This is a genomic window from Bradyrhizobium sp. BLXBL-01 (assembly GCF_051853025.1).
Taxonomy (GTDB): domain Bacteria; phylum Pseudomonadota; class Alphaproteobacteria; order Rhizobiales; family Xanthobacteraceae; genus Bradyrhizobium.
In genome coordinates this window covers 4,786,138-4,803,388 of the sequence record NZ_CP182471.1, presented here as the reverse complement: position 1 = coordinate 4,803,388, position 17,251 = coordinate 4,786,138, and the positions used below count along the sequence as shown (strand labels likewise).

General features: G+C 63.5%; 16 protein-coding genes and 1 tRNA gene. 10 read left to right on the top strand and 7 right to left on the bottom strand.

Annotated features, from left to right (window positions below):
* The first annotated feature begins 5 nt into the window (after positions 1-5).
* From ACNJYA_RS22510 to ACNJYA_RS22495, 4 genes are all read left to right on the top strand, one after another.
* On the top strand, positions 6-989 hold the full coding sequence (locus tag ACNJYA_RS22510) for an antibiotic biosynthesis monooxygenase (RefSeq protein WP_439363335.1): 984 nt from the start codon (positions 6-8) through the stop codon (positions 987-989).
* Between the two features lie 52 nt (positions 990-1,041).
* A complete protein-coding gene (rnz, locus tag ACNJYA_RS22505) occupies positions 1,042-1,944 on the top strand; it encodes a ribonuclease Z (protein WP_212257415.1) in 903 nt (300 codons plus the stop codon).
* A gap of 155 nt (positions 1,945-2,099) precedes the next feature.
* Positions 2,100-2,173, top strand: a tRNA-Gln gene (locus tag ACNJYA_RS22500).
* Positions 2,174-2,322: 149 nt separating this feature from the next.
* The gene (locus tag ACNJYA_RS22495) at positions 2,323-2,685 is read left to right on the top strand and encodes a DUF1428 domain-containing protein (protein ID WP_439400757.1); all 363 of its coding nucleotides are present in this window, start codon (positions 2,323-2,325) and stop codon (positions 2,683-2,685) included.
* Between the two features lie 10 nt (positions 2,686-2,695).
* Here the strand turns inward: ACNJYA_RS22495 and ACNJYA_RS22490 are convergent, their stop codons facing one another.
* The 4 genes from ACNJYA_RS22490 to ACNJYA_RS22475 all read right to left on the bottom strand — a co-directional run bounded on the left by ACNJYA_RS22490 (position 2,696) and on the right by ACNJYA_RS22475 (position 7,983).
* Positions 2,696-3,262: an invasion associated locus B family protein gene (locus ACNJYA_RS22490; RefSeq protein ID WP_172786308.1), complete on the bottom strand. Its 567-nt coding sequence runs from the start codon at positions 3,260-3,262 to the stop codon at positions 2,696-2,698.
* A 60-nt stretch (positions 3,263-3,322) separates the two neighbouring features.
* Positions 3,323-6,466: a multidrug efflux RND transporter permease subunit gene (locus ACNJYA_RS22485; RefSeq protein WP_212257434.1), complete on the bottom strand. Its 3,144-nt coding sequence runs from the start codon at positions 6,464-6,466 to the stop codon at positions 3,323-3,325.
* Entirely contained in the window at positions 6,463-7,644 is a 1,182-nt protein-coding gene (locus ACNJYA_RS22480; protein ID WP_212257435.1) for an efflux RND transporter periplasmic adaptor subunit, read from the bottom strand. Before ACNJYA_RS22480 ends, ACNJYA_RS22485 begins: the two co-directional genes overlap by 4 nt.
* A 117-nt stretch (positions 7,645-7,761) precedes the next feature.
* On the bottom strand, positions 7,762-7,983 hold the full coding sequence (locus ACNJYA_RS22475) for a hypothetical protein (RefSeq protein ID WP_212257436.1): 222 nt from the start codon (positions 7,981-7,983) through the stop codon (positions 7,762-7,764).
* 34 nt (positions 7,984-8,017) lie between these two features.
* Between ACNJYA_RS22475 and ACNJYA_RS22470 the strand changes: the two genes are divergently transcribed.
* From ACNJYA_RS22470 to ACNJYA_RS22445, 6 genes are all read left to right on the top strand, one after another.
* Positions 8,018-8,257: a hypothetical protein gene (locus tag ACNJYA_RS22470; protein WP_128916226.1), complete on the top strand. Its 240-nt coding sequence runs from the start codon at positions 8,018-8,020 to the stop codon at positions 8,255-8,257.
* Positions 8,258-8,461: 204 nt separating this feature from the next.
* Positions 8,462-10,858: a TonB-dependent receptor gene (locus tag ACNJYA_RS22465; protein WP_212257613.1), complete on the top strand. Its 2,397-nt coding sequence runs from the start codon at positions 8,462-8,464 to the stop codon at positions 10,856-10,858.
* Between the two features lie 2 nt (positions 10,859-10,860).
* Positions 10,861-11,550, top strand: a complete 690-nt coding sequence (locus ACNJYA_RS22460; protein ID WP_172786312.1) for a Fe2+-dependent dioxygenase — start codon at positions 10,861-10,863, stop codon at positions 11,548-11,550.
* Entirely contained in the window at positions 11,547-12,500 is a 954-nt protein-coding gene (exbB, locus tag ACNJYA_RS22455; protein WP_212257437.1) for a tonB-system energizer ExbB, read from the top strand. Before ACNJYA_RS22460 ends, exbB begins: the two co-directional genes overlap by 4 nt.
* Before the next feature lie 3 nt (positions 12,501-12,503).
* Positions 12,504-12,959, top strand: a complete 456-nt coding sequence (gene exbD, locus ACNJYA_RS22450; protein WP_212257438.1) for a TonB system transport protein ExbD — start codon at positions 12,504-12,506, stop codon at positions 12,957-12,959.
* Positions 12,960-12,968: 9 nt separating this feature from the next.
* Positions 12,969-13,781 carry an energy transducer TonB family protein gene (locus tag ACNJYA_RS22445; protein WP_172786314.1) on the top strand — a complete coding sequence of 271 codons (813 nt, stop codon included), beginning with the start codon at positions 12,969-12,971 and terminating at the stop codon, positions 13,779-13,781.
* On the opposite strand, the gene ACNJYA_RS22440 is transcribed toward ACNJYA_RS22445, so the two are convergent.
* From ACNJYA_RS22440 to ACNJYA_RS22430, 3 genes are all read right to left on the bottom strand, one after another.
* A complete protein-coding gene (locus tag ACNJYA_RS22440) occupies positions 13,769-14,191 on the bottom strand; it encodes a hypothetical protein (protein ID WP_172786508.1) in 423 nt (140 codons plus the stop codon). The genes ACNJYA_RS22445 and ACNJYA_RS22440 overlap by 13 nt on opposite strands.
* Positions 14,192-14,253: 62 nt before the next feature.
* Complete coding sequence (locus ACNJYA_RS22435; protein WP_212257439.1) at positions 14,254-14,928, bottom strand: site-2 protease family protein; 675 nt, start codon at positions 14,926-14,928, stop codon at positions 14,254-14,256.
* Between the two features lie 133 nt (positions 14,929-15,061).
* A complete protein-coding gene (locus ACNJYA_RS22430) occupies positions 15,062-17,089 on the bottom strand; it encodes a hypothetical protein (RefSeq protein ID WP_439363334.1) in 2,028 nt (675 codons plus the stop codon).
* Positions 17,090-17,251: the final 162 nt, after the last annotated feature.

Below are 17,251 nucleotides of genomic sequence, written 5' to 3'. Positions count from 1 at the left end.
CGCCGATGAGCGCATCTCCTGAAACAGCCGGCCAGCCGGTCGCCCTCGTCATCCAGCGCCGCATCGCCGACGACGGCTTTGCCGCGTTCGCACGGTGGAACGGTGAGGTCGGCGAAGTGCTCAAGGCCTGGCCCGGCTTTCTCAGCCAGGAGGTGGTGCCGCCGCAACCCCCCGCGCATGTGGACTGGGTGACGATCCTGCGTTTCGCCAGCCCGGCTGCAGCACGTGCCTGGCTCCAGAGCGATGTACGGGCGCGCCGCATCGCAGAGGTGCAGCGCTTCTTCGTCGGTTCGGAGGACGTCCATATCCTGCCCGACACCGGCGTCCAGCGCGACAGCGCGGTCTCGGCGGTGATCTCCTTCAAGGTCCCCGATGGGCTCGAGGATGCGTTCCTGAAATGGCAGCAGCGCATCCAGGCGGCGGAGGCCGAGTTCAAGGGATTTCTGCGCCACAAGATCGAGCGGCCAATTCCGGGCCTGCACGACGAATGGATCATCATCCTGTCGTTCGACAGCGATGCCAATCTCAATGCATGGCTCGACTCGCCCTTGCGGCAGACCCTCCTTAAGGAGGGCGAGCGCTTCAATGCCGGAATGCACGTGAAGCGGGCGAGCTACGGCTTCAATTTCTGGTTCCCGGCCGGCAAGACGTCGGCCCCCGAGCAACGGCCCGGTTTCATTTGGAAGAGCAACCTGATCGTTCTCCTGGTTCTCTATCCCGTGGTGTACCTCTGGGGCTTTTTCATCAGCAGGCCGCTGATCGATAGTCACGGCGTGCCGGTCTGGCTGTCGCTGTTCGTCGGCAATCTCGTCAGCACCCAGCTGCTCGGCTGGTGGCTGGTGCCCGCGGCTTTCAGGGCGCTCGACTGGTGGGTTACGTCGAAGGCTGCGATCAGTCGCCAGATCGGCGGCTACGTGCTGCTCGCCGTGCTCTATGCCGCCTCGATGGGCCTGTACGCGCTGCTGCTCGCGTGGCATTGGGGACGGTGAGACCGTCGACCGCGTTGTCGCGGAGAGGGGCGGTCGCTGGATATCGACGACCATGTTCGCCCTGACATTTCTCGGGACATCGGCCAGCGTTCCCTCAGCGGAGCGCAACCATCCAGCGCTGCTCGTGGAAGCCGCAGGCAAGCGCGTCCTGGTCGATTGCGGCGAGGGCACGCAGCGCCAGTTGCTGCGCAGCGGCGCCGGCTTCCGGCGGCTCGACCGCATCCTGCTCACCCACGCCCATCTCGACCACGTGCTCGGCATCCCCGGACTGTTCTCGACGCTCGGCTTGCGGCAGACGTCCGAGGCAATGACCATTCACGGCGGCGAAGGCACGCTCGACCTCGTCACCCGAATGCTCGCCGGCCTGTGGGGCGCGGGCAGGGCGCCGATCGCCGTTGAGTTCGCGGCGCTGACCGAGGGACAAGTCATCGACGCCGGTGAATTCACCATCGGCTGTTTTCCGGTCCGCCACCGCGACACTGACAGCTTTGGCTTCGTTTTCCAAAGCCCCGCCCGCCGTCATCTTCGGCCCGATCGCCTCATCGCGCTCGGTGTCCCCGACGGTCCCTTGCGCGGCGAGTTGGCCGCGGGCCGACCGATCGTGCTTGCCAACCGAACCATCGATCCGGAAGACGTCCTCGGTCCGCCGAGCGGCGGCAGCAAGCTCGTCGTGATCGGCGACACCGAGACCACCGAGGGGCTGTCGCAATACGTGGCCGGTGCCGACACGCTGGTGATCGAGGCCACGTTCCTCGATCGCGACGCGCCGACCGCGCGGAGTTACGGCCATCTCACCGCGGCAGAAGCGGCCTCCTTTGCGGCCACGAACAAGGTCGGACAACTCGTGCTGACGCATATGTCAGGACGCTACGAAGACGCAGAGATTCTCGCCGAGGCGGCAGGAATCTTCCCGAACACCCGGATCGCCGCAGATTTCGATCGCATCGTCGTCTGATCAAGCTGGCCTTGGCTCGATCATTCATGGAGCGCTTGCCAGCCCAGATGCGAGCGGGTAGAACGCTGCCACGCCTGAGCCGTGATTTGCGCGCTGCGCTTCCGGCCACAGTCGAGCAATTCAGGCAAGCCTTTGAATTTGTTCGGCTATTCCGTTGGGGAATGGTGTAACGGTAGCACAACAGACTCTGACTCTGTTTGTCTTGGTTCGAATCCAGGTTCCCCAGCCAGCTCCGGGCGGTTTTCGAGGACATGATTCCGAAGCGCTCCGGCGTAGACATTCACGCGGCGGTTTGCCTCACCTGACATTCGCATATCCAAGTCGGATCGCGGCACGCTCCATCGTCCTTGGGCTGGACAACCCAAGGAGATCCGCAAAATGCCCTATGTCGATGGTTTCATTCTCGCCGTGCCGAAGGACAACATCGAGGCCTACAAGGCGCTGGCGACGACCGCCTGCGCGATCTGGATGGAGCACGGCGCGCTCGACTATGTCGAATGTATCGGTCACGACGTTCCCTATGGCGAGCTCACCTCGTTTCCGCGCGCGGTGATGGCGAAGGAGGACGAGATCGTGGTGTTCGCCTGGATCGTTTATCGGGACCGGGAGAGCCGCGATGCCGTCAACAAGAAGGTGATGGCGGATCCGCGGCTGAAAATGGAAGGCATGCCCTTTGACGGCAAGCGCATGATCTATGGCGGCTTCACGACGCTGCTGCGGGCGGGCGACATCGCGACGTGAGGTGCGCCCGCTACTTGATCTTGTCGTAGGCGGCCGCGAAATCGCCGAGCGGCATCGGGATCGCGATCGTCTCCTTGGCCATGTTCTGGAACGAGACCTTCAGCTGCTTGCCCGAGCGAAAGGCGGCGAGCAGGTCCGGTGCCATCGGCGTCGAGGCGTAGCAGCCGCGGTTCTCGCAGGTCTGGATCTGGAGGTCGAACATCTTGCCTTCGTCGACCTGGAGCTTGGCCCCGACGGGAAGGTTGAGGCCGAGCGGCAATTGCAATAGCGCGATCGGCGTGCGGGTGTCGGGCGCAATGCGGATGTTGATCAGGACGACGGTCTGGCCGGTCTTGGTCAGCACCGCGTTCTGCTCCATCGCACATTCGAGCGCCGCGTCACGACTTGCGCTGGTGCAGCGGACGATCCAACCGGGCTGTCCGGAAGACCCGTCAGCCTGCGCCTGCGTCGGGGCGGGCGCGGGCTGCGCGGCCGGGGCGGGCGCGGCGTTCTTCTTGGCGCCCTGCTGGGCATGTGCGACGCCGGCGGACAACAGGACCACAGCGGCAAGGGCGACAAGTCTGGATTGCATAGGCATGGGAAACCGCATTTGCGAACAGGGGTCTCGCTGTAGCGTCGCGGCAGGCGCGGCGCAAGCTTACTCGGCGGCTTCCTTGACGCTGCCGTGCTCGGGCGCCTCCTGGCCCTCGTCGCCCGAGCGGCCCCAGGTCGAGAACCAGTTGTTGAGCTTGTCGAGATAGAGATAGACGACCGGCGTGGTGAACAGCGTCAGTGCCTGGCTGACGATCAGGCCGCCGACCATGGCGTAGCCGAGCGGCTGGCGGATTTCGGCGCCGGTGCCGTGGCCGAGCATGAGGGGCACGCCGCCGAGCAGGGCCGCCATCGTCGTCATCATGATCGGGCGGAAGCGCAGCAGCGCGGCCTGGCGGATCGATTCCTCCGGCGTCTTGTGCTCGTCGCGCTCGGCGGCAATCGCGAAGTCGACCATCATGATGCCGTTCTTCTTCACGATGCCGATCAGGAGGATGATGCCGATCAGCGCGATCAGGCTGAAGTCGAAGCCGGCCGCCATCAGGATCGCGAGCGCGCCGACGCCGGCCGAAGGCAGCGTCGACAGGATCGTGATCGGATGGATGTAGCTCTCGTAGAGAATGCCGAGGATCAGATAGACCACGACAAGGGCTGCGAGGATCAGAAGCGGCACTGTGCCGAGCGACTGCTGGAAGGCCTGCGCGGTGCCCTGGAAGCTCGAATTCAGCGTCGCCGGCGCGCCGAGCTCGGCCATCGCCCGCTGCACCGCCTCGGTGGCCTGGCCGAGCGCAATGCCTTGCCCGAGATTGAAGCTGATCGTAATCGACGGGAACTGGCCCTGATGGCTGATCGAGAGCGGGCGGACCGGATCAGTGGTCCAGCTCGCGAAGGTCGACAGCGGCACCTGGTCGCCGGTCAGCGGCGATCTCAGATACAATTTGTTCAGCGTCTCGAGATCGCCCTGCATTTCCGGCAGGACTTCCAGGATTACCTTGTAGGTATTGAGCTGCGTGAAATATTGCGTGACCTGCCGCTGTCCGAACGCATCATACAGCGTGTCGTCGATCAGCTGGGGTTGGATGCCGTAGCGGGCAGCGGTGTCGCGGTTGATCTTGAGCTGGACCGTCGTGCCCTGCGTCTGCTGGTCGGTCGCGACGTCGCGCAGCTCCGGCAGCGTCTGCATCTTGGCGAGGATCTTCGGCGCCCATTCGTTGAGCTCGGCGAGATCGGCGTCCTGCAGGGTGAACTCGAACTGCGTGCGCGTCGGCCGGCCGCCGAGCCGGACGTCCTGGGCCGCCTGCATATAGAGGCGCGCGCCCGGCACTTTCTCGAGCTTAGGTCGCAGCCGCGCGATGATCTGCTGAGCGGACGCCTCCCGCTCGTTGCGCGGCTTGAGCGTGATGAACATGTTGCCGTTGTTGCCGGCACGGCCGCTGCCGCCGATGTTCATGGCGATCGTGGCGACGTCGGGGTCGTCCATCACGATCTTGCCGAGCTCGACCTGGCGGCGCTGCATCTCCTTGAACGAAATGTCCTGCGAGGCTTCAGACGTGGCCGTGATCAGGCCGACGTCCTGCTGCGGGAAGAAGCCCTTGGGGATCAGCACGAACAGGTAGACCGACAGGCCGAGCGTGACGAAGAAAATCGCGAGCGTGGTGCGCCGCCAGGCCAGGGCGTGGTCGAGCACGTATTCGTAGCCGCGCAGCATGCCGTCGAAGGCGCGCTCGCTCCACTGATAGAGCTTGCCGTGGGTGACCTCGCCATGGGCGCGCAGGAAGCGCGAGGCCATCATCGGCGTCAGCGTCAGCGACACGAACATCGAGACGAAGATCGTCATCGCCAGCACGACGGCGAATTCGCGGAACAGGCGCCCGATGATGCCGCCCATCAACAGCAGGGGGATCAGCACCGCGACCAGCGAGATGCTGATGGAGACGATGGTGAAGCCGATTTCCTTGGAGCCTTTGAAGGCGGCCTCCATCGGCGAGTCGCCTTCCTCGATGTAGCGCGTGATGTTCTCGAGCATCACGATCGCGTCGTCGACGACGAAGCCGACCGCGATGGTGAGCGCCATCAGCGACAGATTGTCGAGCGAATAGCCGGCCACCCACATCAAGGCGCAGGCACCCAGCAGCGCCAATGGCACCGTGACCGTCGGTATGACCGTCGCCCAGAAGCTTCGCAGGAACATGAAGATGACCATGACCACGAGGGCGATGGTCAGCAGCAGCGTGAACTGGACGTCCTCGACCGCGGCGCGGATGGTGGTGGTTCGGTCGCTGATGAGCTCGATCTTGATCGCGGGCGGGATCGCCGCCACGAGGCGGGGCAGGGTTGCCTTGATCCGGTCCACGGTCTCGATGACGTTGGCGCCCGGCTGCTTGAAGATCACCAGGAACACGCCGCGCTTGCCGTTCGCCCAGGCCGCCTGCTTGGCGTCTTCGGCGGCGCTGACCGCCTGGCCGATGTCGCGAATCCGCAGCGGAGCGCCGTTGCGATAGGCGATGATGACGTCGTTCCAGTCCTTCGCGTGCGTGAGCTGGTCGTTGGCGTAGATCGTATAGGCGCGCTTCTCGCCGTCGATATTGCCCTTGGGGCTGTCGACCGTGGTGATCGCGATCTGGCTGCGGATGTCCTCCATCGACAGGCCCTTGGCGACCAGCTTTGCGGGATCGACCTGGATGCGGATGGAAGGTTTCTGCTGCCCGCCGATGAAGACCTGGGCGACCCCTGAGAGCTGGCTGATCTGCTGGGCGAGCTGGGCGTCGACCGAGTCGCTGACGGTCGTCAGCGGTAGCGTCTCCGATGTCGCCGACAGCAGCAGGATCGGCGCGTCGGCGGGGTTTACCTTGCGGTAGGTCGGGGGCGACGGCAGGTTTTTCGGCAACTGGCCGCTGGCCGCGTTGATGGCGCCCTGTACGTCGTTGGCGGCGCCGTCAATGTTGCGGTTGAGATCGAACTGGATGGTGATCGACGCCGTGCCCAGATAGCTCGTCGAGGTCATCTGCGCGATGCCCGGGATCTGGGCGAATTGCCGCTCGAGCGGCTGTGCCACGGACGAAGCCATCGTCTCAGGGCTGCCGCCGGGCAGGTTGGCGGTGATCTGGATGGTCGGAAAGTCCACCTGCGGCAGCGGCGCGACCGGAAGCAGGGGATAGGCGACCAGGCCGACGAAGAGAATGCCGGCCATCAGCAGCGAGGTGCCGATGGGATATCGGATGAACGGTGCCGAAATCCCGCCCTCGGTCATTGCTGTCGTACCTTGTTCTGGGCCGGATCCGAGCTTGCCACCGCAGTCGACACCAGGCTTCCGGGCTGGACCTTGAACTGACCGCCGACGATCACCTGTTGGCCGGGGCTCAAGCCTTCCTCGATGACCGAACGCCCGTCGATGCCATAGCTGACCTTGACCTTGTGCACCTCGGCCTTGTTGTCCTGATTGACCGTGTAGGCGTAGAGCCCGTTGGTGGAGTGCTGGACCGCGTCATCCGGAACGACGGTCGCATCCTTCAGCGTTCGCACCAGGAGCCGCGTCGAGACCGATTGGCCCGGCCACAGCGTGTTTTCCTTGTTGTCGAACACCGCCTTGAGCCGGATCGTGCCGCTGCTCGTGTCGACCTGGTTGTTGATCACAGCGAGCTTGCCCTCGGCCAGCGTCTTCTTGCCGTCGGTGGTGAGGGCGATCACCTTGAGCGCGCCGGCCTTCTGGCCCTCGCTGATATAGGGGAGCTGGTCTTCCGGCGCGGTGAAGATCACCGCGATCGGCTCGACCTGCGAGATCGTGACGATGGCGGTCTGCGAGGAGGCGTTGACGATGTTGCCGATGTCGACCTGACGCAGGCCGGCAACGCCGGTGATCGGTGCCTTGATCTGGGTGTAATCGAGCTGGGTCTGGGCGTTGGAGATCGCGGCATCATCGGCGGCGATCTGCGCGGTGAGCTGAGCCACGGTGGTGCGCTGGGTGTCGACGCGCTGGGCGGTGGCAAATTCGCCGAGCTTCGTGGCGCGCTGGAGCTCGAGATTGGCGTTGGCGAGACTGGCCTCGTCCTGCGCCTTCTTGGCCTTGGCCTGGTCAAGCGTGGCTTGATAGGGGCGGGGATCGATCGAGACCAGGAGATCGCCCTGCTTGACGATCTGGCCTTCCCTGAATTCGAGCTTGTCGATCTGGCCATCCACGCGGGTTCGGACCTGGACCGTGTTGAAGCCCTGAACCGTGCCGAGACCGGTCAAATAGACCGGAAAGTCGGTCTTCTGGACCGGTGCAACGCTGACGGGGACGGCGGAGGGGCGAGGCGGGCCTTTTTGAGCGGTTTGTGCGGTCTGGACTTTTCCAGCCTCGGACGAGCCGAATTTCTGCCAACTATAATAGCCCGCGGAGGCCACGGCCGCGATGATCAGAAGCCAAAGGATCGGCCGGGACTTTTTCATGTCGTCTCGTATCGGCTCGCATGCCCTCGGCTACGAATATCGGGGCAATCGTACGGTTCCATATGATGTATAATACACGCCAACTTCCAGTGTAAACAGCACTATCAGTTGAGAATCCTAAACAATTGGAAAGCTTTGCACCGTGTAGGCAGCTCGCTGGCGCGCCGGTGTGCAGGGCTGCATTTTCGCGCCGCGAGCGTTCGGCGTGCCATTCTTGCGCAGCACGCGCAGCGGTGTGCTCAGGGCCGATCGGCTTCGCGCCGGGCCGTGGTTCGGATCAACCGCAAGAACGGTTCTAAGTTGCGTCGTGGCCGTTTCGGTTGTCAGGGATTTCGGCATCGTCCATATCGGCGCCGCATCAACGGAGCGAAGCATGGACGAGCTGAACGGCAAGCTGATCGCGTGCCAGATTCTGATCACGGGATTGATCGCGCGTGTCGCCAACGAGCAGCGCGATCCCTTGCGCTTCCTCACCGACTTTCGCGACGAGATCAAAGCCGTCGTCAGCGGCGTCAACATCGCCGGCATGGACAGCACCGATCGCGTGCGCGCCGTTGCGCAGAAGACTGTCGACGAATTGTTCTCGCTGATGAAGCCGCCGAGCAGCGACTGAGAGCGATGCGCGATCGCCGCTGTTTAGAACGAGTCCAGTCTCGTCTTAGAACGATTTCAAACTGCAGTTTAGAATCGTTTTGATCTGGACCAATTCAAAGGTTCTCGCGAACGGCTCGCATTGACCCGCTATTTTGCGGCCGATACCAACAGCCCATCGCTCGTTCGAAGTGAATGAGCGAACAGGAAGATGGGGCGTTTGGTAATGGGGCAGGTGGTCGCACCGAAGTCGTTGCGTTCGGTCGTAGCGTTCGATCCGATGGATGAGAGGTCCGCGGGCGTTTCCGGCAAAAAAGTTTCAGCGGTCGCGAGCTTGATCGCGGTGGCGTCGGTGTCGAGCGGCGCGCAGGCGCAGCAGTCGAATCTGCCGCCGGTGACGGTCGATGCTCCGGTCGAGCGTCCGCGTCCGACGGCCTCGAAGCCTTCGCCCGAGCAGGTCCGTGCCCGCAACGCGCTTCGCCGTGCCGCGCAGCGCCAGCCGGTGCAGCAGGCGGCGCCCGCCACGCCGTCCGGCGCTCCCGACAGCAATCCGTACGCGGATCCGGCTGCGCCGTACAAGGTCGATCACGTCCAGGCTTCGGGCAAGTTTCCCGAGAAGATGCTGAACACGCCGAAGACCATTACCGTGCTCAGCAAGGAGGTGCTCGAGGACAAGAACGCCACGACGCTGAAGGAGATCGGGCGCTCGACCGCAGGCGTGACGCTCGGCACGGGCGAGGGCGGCAACGCGTTCGGCGACCGTTTCTTCATCCGCGGCTTCGACGCGCGCAACGACGTCTTCATCGACGGCATCCGCGATCCCGCCGTTTCCATCCGCGAGAACTTCTTCACCGAGCAGATCGAGATTCTGCGCGGACCGGCATCCTCCTATGCCGGCCGCGGCACTGCCGGCGGCGCCATCAACATCGTCACCAAGCAGGCCGGCGACGTCAACTTCAAGCGCATCGACAGCGAGTTTGGCACCGACATGACCAAGCGCGTCACGCTCGACGTCAACCAGGTCATTGATCCCACCTTCTCGGTGCGCGCCGGCGGCCTGTTCCAGGACGCCAACGTCGCCGGGCGCAACTACGTGACCGACAATCGCTGGGGCAGCTTCATCTCGACCAAGTACACCCCGACCAACGACATCAAGATCACGACGAACTACGTCCATACCGACCTCAGCGGCTATCCCGATTTCGGCGTGCCCTATTACAAGCAGGGCAACGTGCCGGTGACGTCGGCGGGCATTCCGCGTGGCAATTGGTACGGCTTCCTCAACCGCGACTTCCAGACCGCGCGGCAGGATTTCGGCACCGGTACCATCGAGTACAAGGTCAACGAGGCGATCACGCTGACCAGCAAGGTGCGCGGCGAGCACTCGCTGCTCAACTACATCGGCACGCTGCCGCAGAACCCGAATACGACAAGCCCCAACCCGCTGCTCTGGACCACGACGGCGAGCGCGCAGAGCCGTTACCAGAACGTCGACGTATGGGCCAACCAGAACGAGGCCACGTTCAAGCTCGACACCGGCGGGGTCAAGCACACGGCGGTGTTCGGCGTCGAATATTCGAACGAGAACATCTCGATCGATCGTTATGCCGGTCTCGCGTCCGAACTGGCCGGTTCGCCCTTCACCAGCACGGGCGCGGTGACGGGTGTCAATCTCTACTCCCCGCAATACACCAACATTCCCTTCGGCATTCCGTCACTCGTCGGCAATCCGACCCGCTACGGCGTCAACACCAGCAGCGTGTATGTTATGGACACCGCGAACTGGCAGGACACGATCATCGTCAACGGCGGTGTGCGCTACGACGGCTACAGCCAGAGCGCATCCAACAATTCGAGCTATGTGAAGCAGAACGCCGATCTGGTGAACTACAATGTCGGTGTGGTCTACAAGCCGATGTCGATCGGCAGCGTCTATGCAGCCTATGCGACTTCGGCCAATCCGTTCGGGTCGGAGCTGGACGCGACCGGCACCGACTACGGCGGTGTTCCTCCCAACTCGACCTTGTTGCTCGGGCCCGAGCGCAACAAGGCGATCGAGGTCGGCACCAAATGGGAGCTTGCGGATCGCCACCTGCTGGTGACCGGCGCGCTGTTCCAGACCACCAAGGACAACGCGCGCGAGACTGTCAACAACCTGCTCACATCGGGTGCAGCCTACAGGATCCAAGGCATCGACATCGAAGCGGAGGGCAGGATCACCGACCGCTGGAGCATCTTCGGCGGCCTGGTGCTGATGCAGTCGAAGGTCACGCAGAGCGGCGTTGCTTCGAATCTCGGGCTGCAACTCGCCAACATCGCGCACCAGTCGTTCAGCATGCTCACCAAGTACAAGTTCGACGGCGGTTGGGAGCTTGGCGGCCAGGCAGTGTATCGCTCCAAGGTCTATGGCGGCACGTTCGCGGCCAACACCAACGAGCTGCCGAGCTATTGGCGTTTCGACGCGTTCGTCGAGAAGAAGATCGACCAGAACTGGAGCATGAAGTTCTACGCGCAGAACCTGACCAACAAGCTCTATTACGACTCGTTCTATCGCAGCAACGTGCCGTTCGTTGCGGTCGCGCCGGGACGGGCGTTCTACGTCGTGACCACAGCGAAGTTCTGATCATGTTGACGTGCTTGCCTGGCGTTCTCAGCAAGGATGATGTGGCGGATTTCCGCCGCATCATGGACGCCAGCGAATGGGAGGACGGCCGCTCCACCGCCGGCGCGCAATCGGCGATGGTCAAGCGCAACGAACAGCTGCCACCGGACGGCGAGGTCGCGCGAAAACTCGGCAACCGCATCATCTCGGCGCTGACGTCCAATCCGCGCTTCATTGCGGCGGCGATCCCGCTGCAGATCTTCCCGCCGCTGTTCAACCGCTATGCGGCCGACAGCGGCCACCATTTCGGCCTGCACGTCGACAATGCGATCCGCGGCGACCGCCTGACCGGCCTTCGCATCCGCACGGACCTGTCGGTCACGCTGTTCCTCGCCGAGCCGGAGGATTACGACGGTGGCGAACTTGTGATCGAGGACACCTACGGCTCCCATGAAGTCAAGTTGCCAGCCGGGGACTGCGTGCTCTATCCCTCGACCAGCCTCCACCTCGTCACGCCGGTGACCAGGGGAACGCGGGTTGCGTCTTTCTTCTGGCTTCAGAGCATGATACGGGACGATCAAGCCCGGAGCATGATCTTTGACCTCGACACCGCGATACAGGCGCTGGTGGAACGGCTCGGGCGTGACGATCCCGAAACGGTCAAATTGACGGGTATCTATCACAACCTCATTCGCTACTGGGCCGAAGTATGAAGACCATGTCCTTCCAAGCAAGCCTTGCCGCAGCCTTGATGCTGGCGGCCGCCTGGTTCGCGTCCCCCGTTTCTGCCCAGACACAAAGCCCGCCGGCAACGGCCCAATCGGCGGCTCAGCCGTCCACGGCCGGAACCGTTCCGCCGGCAGCCGCGCCGGCTGCGCCTGCGGCCTCGACGGCTCCCGCCGTTGCCGGCGCCGCCCCCGTGGCCGGCAATCCCGCGAGTGCGAAGCCCGAGGCGGCGGCCATCGCGCCGGCCATGAAGGAATTGTCGCCCTGGGTGATGTTCATGTCGGCGGACGTCATCGTGAAGGCGGTGATGATCGGGCTCGCCTTCGCCTCGCTGATGACCTGGACCGTCTTCATCGCCAAGTCGATCGAGCTGTCGGTCGCCTCCGGCAAGCTGCGTTCGGCGTTGAAGAAGATCGCGGAGGCGCGCTCGCTCGCTGAAGCGCAGATGGCGCTCGGCACCAAGGAGGGCATCCTGCCGTCGTTCCTGGCGGCGGCGCTGCGCGAGGCGCGGATGTCGGCCGGCCTGTCCAGCGATACCGGCATCAAGGAGCGCGCCGCCTCCAGCTTTGCCGAGATCGTGCGGGCGGAGCAGCGGCGCATCCGGATCGGCATGGGCGTGCTCGCCACGATCGGCTCGACCTCGCCCTTCGTCGGCCTGTTCGGCACGGTCTGGGGCATCATGAACAGCTTCATCGGCATTTCGAAGTCGCAGACCACGAACCTTGCCGTGGTCGCGCCCGGTATCGCCGAGGCGCTGCTCGCCACCGCGATCGGCCTCGTGGCCGCCATTCCCGCCGTCATCATCTACAACCACTTCTCGCGCGTGACGAAGGGCTATCTCGAGCTCGTCAGCCGCGCCTCGGGCGCGGCAGGGCGGCTGCTCTCGCGCGATCTCGACCGCAGCCACGGCAGCGTGCATTCGCGCGCGGCGGAGTAGACCATGGCCGTTTCGCTCGCAGACAACGACGACGACGACGATTTCTCGGAAACGCATGACATCAACGTCACGCCGTTCATCGACGTCATCCTGGTGCTGCTGATCATCTTCATGGTCGCCGCGCCGCTGTCCACCGTCGACCTGCCGATCGATCTGCCGACGTCGAGTGCGACGCCGCAGAAGAAGCCGGACAAGCCGACCTATCTCAGCATCAAGCCCGACCTGACGCTCGCGATCGGAGAGAACGCTGTTCACCGGGCCGAGTTGATCGGGACCCTCGACGGCCTTTCCGACATGAGCAAGGACAAGTATGTTTTCCTGCGCGCCGATCGCTCGGTGCCATATGGCGAGTTGATGGGTGTGATGGAGCTGTTGCGCTCGGGCGGCTATACGCGGGTGAAGCTGGTCGCGCTGGAAGGCGCGCCGGGGGCGCCTGCGGCAGGCGTCGCTCAGCCTTAAGGGCCAGCCATGTCGGACGAACCGAGACCATCCCGAAAGCTCTGGATCGTGGCGGCGGTCGCCGCGCTCGCGCTCCATCTCGGTGGTGCTGCGCTCGCGCTGGCGCATTTGCGCGCCGACGACGACGGCGATGGCCTTGGTGCGGCCGGTGCGGAGTTCGCGGTCGAGATGGCTTCGCCCAAGGTGCCCGATACCGATCTGCCGCCTGGGCCTGACAGCGAAGCGATGCAGGAGCAGCAGGCGCTTCCCGAGCAGAAGGCCGAGACCAAGGAGACGGAGCTTCCGAAGGACCAGTCGCAGGAGGTCGAGGATCCTGATCGCGTCGTGACCGAGAACAACACGAAGAAGCCAACGGAAGACGATCCCAAGATTCAGGCGGTCGAAACGCCCGCGGCCGAGGCATCGCCGAAGTCGGTAGCAAGTGCGCGGCAGACGCTCGACGAGGACGCGCGCGAAGCCGAGAAGGCCCTGGCGCCGGTCCTGGGGCTTGGCAAGGACATCCTGAAGATCACGGCCGACTGGAACCGCAAGATCAGCGCGCATCTCGCGGCTCACAAGGTTAATCCGGAGGGCAAGCAGCCCAATAACCAGAAGGTCAAGGTGAGCTTTGCGATCAACCGAAAAGGCAACGTGCTGTCGGTCGAAGTCGCGGAATCGTCGGGAGATGCAGCCTACGATGCTGCGGCGCTGTCAATTGTCCGCAAGTCCGATCCGATCCCGCAGCCGCCTGCCGGACTGACCGACGACCGGTTCGAACGGACCGTGGACATCATCTTCACGCCGCCGGATGCGAAGAAGAAAAAGACGGCTCAGCGCCAGTAGAGCCGGATCCCGACATAGACCACGACCAGGCATGCGAAGATCAGCGCCACGGGGAGGGGCCGTTTCTGGGCCCCGCTGGCCGCGCCTGCCGCGAAGAAGCCAGCGCTCTTCGGCTTCGGCGCCGGGCGCCGGAAGGCGGTAACATTGTCCGCTGCCGGCTTGGCCTGGCGGGGACGGACGTCGGGCGGGGTTCCAGCACCGCCCATCTCGACGTAATAGGCCTTGTAGATCGCACCGATGGTGGCCTCGGTCGCTTCGCCCTCGCTCATCTGCGCCAGCAGGTTTTGATAGCTCGCCAGGAACTCCTGGGCCTCCGGAGGCAGCGCGGACGCCCCGTTGAGCTTGGCCATCATCTTCCAGGTGGCGAAATCGGCGCGGGCGCGGGTGTCGGCGCGTCGCGCGATCAGCATATCGGCAGCTTTGACCAAGTCGGCCTCTGGCCCTTCGGCATGGGTTCGGATCTCAGGTTCAACTACGCGTTGCCGGTCAGGAAGAGAACAGCCTTAATCACATAACCGGTCAACGTTCCCAGTATTGCTGAAATAACATCAAGATTTAGACCGAACTGCGAGCCCGCGAGCGGCAGCAGGATCAAGAGCCCGATCAGGATCAGCATACCGAACGGCTCGAGCCGGGCCAACGGCAAGGCGAGGGCCCGCGGCAGCAGGCCGACTGCAACGCGGCCGCCGTCGAGCGGCGGGATCGGCATCATGTTGAAGACCGCCAGGATCGCGTTGATGATGAGCGCATTCTTGAGATTGTCGGCAACCCACTTTGCCGAGCTTGCGGGCACCAGGGGCAGGGCATGGAAGGCGACGGCCGCGGCGAGCGCCAGCAGGATGTTTGTGACGGGCCCGGCCAGCGCCACCCAGACCATGTCGAGCCTGGGGTTGTTCAGCTTGCGGAAGTTCACCGGTACCGGCTTGGCATAGCCGAACAGGAACGGCGAATGCGCGAACAGCAGCATCGCCGGCAGGATCAGGGTGCCGAACGGGTCGATATGCCTCAGCGGGTTGAAGCTGACGCGGCCGAGCTGCGAGGCCGTGTTGTCCCCGAGCCGGTCCGCGACGAAGGCGTGCGCAGCCTCGTGGAAGGTGATGGCGAACACCAGGGGCAGCACCCAGACGGAGAGGTCATAAATGTTCAAAGCGCGTCCGCTCCGTCAGTCTTGTTCTTAGCCGAAATAGTGCGCCGGCGATGATCTGCCAAGAGCGCCGGACGCGAGTTGCGGAGCAGAAGAAAGGCGCAAACGGTGGTCGGGCAATGCCTCGACGCCGCGTTCACGTCTTCCTGCGGTAGAGAATGAAGCTGGCTGATTCTTCGGTGCGTTCAAACTCTGACGATAGGATTTGCTCCGTTATCGTCTTGAGCCAGTCATACTCGTATGTTGCGCCGCGCTCCAAAATGAAGTGATCGGACCCGGCAAAGCTGCGAGTGACATGTTCGGGGCTGAACGTATCCCGGAACGGAAGAAAGTAGCTCTTGGGCGCTCTGCCGGCGGTTGCGAGAACGAGCCAATCACGGTCTGACAGCAACAACAGGCGACCGTGGGGCGGCACGGCCTTGTTGATCAAGTCGATGTCGCTGCGATCGAGGTGCAAGTTGACCTTTCCCGCTCCGCGTCCCAACTTCAGGCTGGCGATGCTCGGATACTGCAGATAGGACGGCAGCCCGATCGTCACGTTCTGTTGACGATCCCTCGCATTGAAGAGCACGGCGAACGAGAGCAGGGCCGTTGCCGCCAGCGAAACGGCAGGGATGGTTTGCGACGTCTGGCGGCCGAGGACTGCGCGGAATGCCGCCCGGCACCACCACGCGCCAATGGCAAGAAAGGCAAAGGCGTTTTGCTGCCACACCGCGTCAAGCGACCGATTCATCCATTTGGCCATGAAGACCAGCGCAACGATCGAGAGGACGAGAAGATAGGCCCGTTCGATCGAGCGAGATCCTGCCCACGTTGCGGCAACGCTGATAGCCGTGCCGATAGCCATCGCCGGAAAGATCAACTGATAGAATGTCCCGAAGCCGGGCTCCCAGTTCATCGGCACGCCGACCCAGTTCGAGACGCTGTGCAGGGCGATCGGCGCAAGCAGGACGCGCAGGAAGTCCATCGTGAGAACGGCGGGACCGTAGGCCGCGCCGAACAACGCGAGCAACATTGCGGCAGACAGCCCGGTGAATGCCGCGACCTCCCAGGGCCAGCGTCTTTCGAGGATCCGCGCCGACAACACCGCGCACCCCACGACCCAGGTATAGATCCCGGTCTCGGTGTTCCAGAATATCGAGATCGCGCAGACGGCGGATAGCGCCGCCACCGACCAACCCGAAGGCTGGACCATGATGTGCGCGAGGATGCCCGTGGCGATGAACACGAACATGTACCTGATGGCCAGAGCGGATGGTCCGGAGAATCCTTCGGCCTCGCCGAACTGGCAGAGTGCAAGAAATACGGCCGTCAGCACGAAGGGCAGCGCCCTGCTCTGGAAGAAGTCGCGCAGCACCCAATAGGCCGACAGGTGATAGATTGCGATGCAGGCGGCAACGAAACCGACGTAACGCAAATATAGAACGTTTGGGTCGGGGGGCAGGAGCATTCCGAACAAATGGGACGGTCCGTATCCATAGAAGGACAGGAAGTCCCGGCCCGGCACCAGGCCATCGCTAAATTGATAGAGGGCCGGGCCGACGAGGAACGATACGGCATGAGGATTGGTTGCAGCCTGGCCGGCCAACCGTTGTACGCTCAAGGGCAGTGTCAGGGCCAGCAGTGCCGCGATCAGCGCAGCGTCGATCCGCTCAAATTCAAAAAAGGTGATCGGCCTGAGTTCTGGCGCACCCTCGATGCTTCCGTGGGGCCGGATTTGCTTCACGAAGGGTACGAAGATCGCGAGGACCGCGACGGCCAACGCCACAATGTGAAGTTCTTGCTGGAACGCGTCCCGGAGGAATGTCTCCAGGGACAGGACCATCGTCAGCATCGAAACGTAAAACAGAACGAGCGACCGCCCTTCGAACGGTCTCCGGAGCCTGAGTGCAGCGAAGGCCAAGACAGCGCCGAACACGTAGAACAGCAGATAGAAGATCTTCTCGGCACGCTTGATTGCCGCATCGCCCGTGACATGTGCCTCGATGACGGGAAAGTCCTGCGCGAGATTTACGCCCAGGCGCAACTTGGTGGCGTTCAAGATGAGATAGGCAACGATACCGGCCGCAACAGCGCCGATGCATGCCCCCCACATCGCCAAACTCTGAAACCGCCAAAGTCCAAGTTCTGATTCTGTTATCGGCTTAATGAGACGCAACAGCATTCCCCGCAGGCTATCCGGAAGGAACGTAAGGCAAACGAAATCTGCTGGCTAGCCGCGGAAGACGGAAAACCGGTCATCCCTAGATCGAGGCTTCACGCGACGACGCAACAGATCTGTCCTAGCAGCCGGCGCTTCTCGGAGTAGCTGGGGCATTGGCAGGAT

Coding starts and splice junctions, on each gene's coding strand:
- ACNJYA_RS22460 (WP_172786312.1), top strand. CDS start 10,861: ATGTTGACGTGCTTGCCTGGCGTTCTCAGCAAGGATGATGTGGCGGAT.
- ACNJYA_RS22470 (WP_128916226.1), top strand. CDS start 8,018: ATGGACGAGCTGAACGGCAAGCTGATCGCGTGCCAGATTCTGATCACG.
- ACNJYA_RS22495 (WP_439400757.1), top strand. CDS start 2,323: ATGCCCTATGTCGATGGTTTCATTCTCGCCGTGCCGAAGGACAACATC.
- ACNJYA_RS22440 (WP_172786508.1), bottom strand. CDS start 14,191: ATGCTGATCGCGCGACGCGCCGACACCCGCGCCCGCGCCGATTTCGCC.
- exbB (WP_212257437.1), top strand. CDS start 11,547: ATGAAGACCATGTCCTTCCAAGCAAGCCTTGCCGCAGCCTTGATGCTG.
- ACNJYA_RS22480 (WP_212257435.1), bottom strand. CDS start 7,644: ATGAAAAAGTCCCGGCCGATCCTTTGGCTTCTGATCATCGCGGCCGTG.
- rnz (WP_212257415.1), top strand. CDS start 1,042: ATGTTCGCCCTGACATTTCTCGGGACATCGGCCAGCGTTCCCTCAGCG.
- ACNJYA_RS22510 (WP_439363335.1), top strand. CDS start 6: ATGAGCGCATCTCCTGAAACAGCCGGCCAGCCGGTCGCCCTCGTCATC.
- ACNJYA_RS22430 (WP_439363334.1), bottom strand. CDS start 17,089: ATGCTGTTGCGTCTCATTAAGCCGATAACAGAATCAGAACTTGGACTT.
- exbD (WP_212257438.1), top strand. CDS start 12,504: ATGGCCGTTTCGCTCGCAGACAACGACGACGACGACGATTTCTCGGAA.
- ACNJYA_RS22445 (WP_172786314.1), top strand. CDS start 12,969: ATGTCGGACGAACCGAGACCATCCCGAAAGCTCTGGATCGTGGCGGCG.
- ACNJYA_RS22475 (WP_212257436.1), bottom strand. CDS start 7,983: ATGCCGAAATCCCTGACAACCGAAACGGCCACGACGCAACTTAGAACC.
- ACNJYA_RS22490 (WP_172786308.1), bottom strand. CDS start 3,262: ATGCCTATGCAATCCAGACTTGTCGCCCTTGCCGCTGTGGTCCTGTTG.
- ACNJYA_RS22485 (WP_212257434.1), bottom strand. CDS start 6,466: ATGACCGAGGGCGGGATTTCGGCACCGTTCATCCGATATCCCATCGGC.
- ACNJYA_RS22465 (WP_212257613.1), top strand. CDS start 8,462: ATGGGGCAGGTGGTCGCACCGAAGTCGTTGCGTTCGGTCGTAGCGTTC.